The organism is Hansschlegelia beijingensis (assembly GCF_045505405.1).
Classification (GTDB): Bacteria; Pseudomonadota; Alphaproteobacteria; order Rhizobiales; family Methylopilaceae; genus Methylopila; species Methylopila beijingensis_A.
The window spans coordinates 1-853 of sequence record NZ_JBJKEX010000637.1; the positions used below are offsets into that span (position 1 = coordinate 1).

Here is an 853-nt window from a genome sequence, read left to right on the forward strand (position 1 = left end):
CCTCGATCGACCCGGAACTCCTGATCCGGATGCTGCTGGTGGGCTACTGCTCCGGAGTCCGGTCTGAGCGGCGACTGTGCGAGGAGGTTCACCTGAACCTCGCCTATCGCTGGTTCTGCCGGCTCGGCCTCGACGGCGCCGTGCCGGACCATTCGACCTTCTCGAAGAACCGTCACGGCCGCTTCCGCGAGAGCGACCTGCTGCGCAAGCTGTTCGAGACGGTGGTTGGCCGCTGCATGACGGAAGGGCTTGTTGGCGGCGAGGGCTTTGCGGTCGACGCCAGCCTGATCCGAGCCGACGCCAACCGGCGCCGCTCGGCGGACGGCGCGGACGAGGTCGACTGGGAGGAGTTGGCAGCTTCCCGCCGTTCTGTTCGCGAGTACCTCGACACGCTTGACGATGCGGCTTGGGGCGCGGCGAGCCCGACGACGCCGAAGTTCGTTTCGCGGTCGGATCCGGCTGCGCAGTGGACCGGCGCGCACAAGGGCCACGCCTTCTTCGCCTACGCGACCAACTACCTGATCGACCTCGACCACGCGGTGATCGTCGACGTCGAGGCCACGCGAGCGATCAGGCAGGCGGAGGTCGGCGCGGCGCGAACGATGATCGACCGGACCCAGGAGCGCTTCGGGCTCTGGCCCGAGCGGCTGGCAGCCGACAGCGCCTATGGTGCGGCCGAGACGCTCGCCTGGCTGGTCCATGAACGCGGGATCGAGCCGCACATCCCGGTGTTCGACAAGAGCGCCCGGACCGACGGCACGTTCAGCCGTTCAGACTTCCCGTATGACCACGCCCGCGATCTTTACACCTGCCCGGCCGGGAAGGAGCTGAGACCCCGGCAGAGGGTCTACCG

The 853-nt window shown here is 68.3% G+C and carries 1 protein-coding gene; it reads left to right on the plus strand.

The genetic code is table 11. From position 1 onward, the window contains the following. A partial coding sequence (locus ACIKT0_RS19310; protein ID WP_407106886.1) for a transposase occupies positions 1-853 on the plus strand: 853 nt, incomplete at both ends.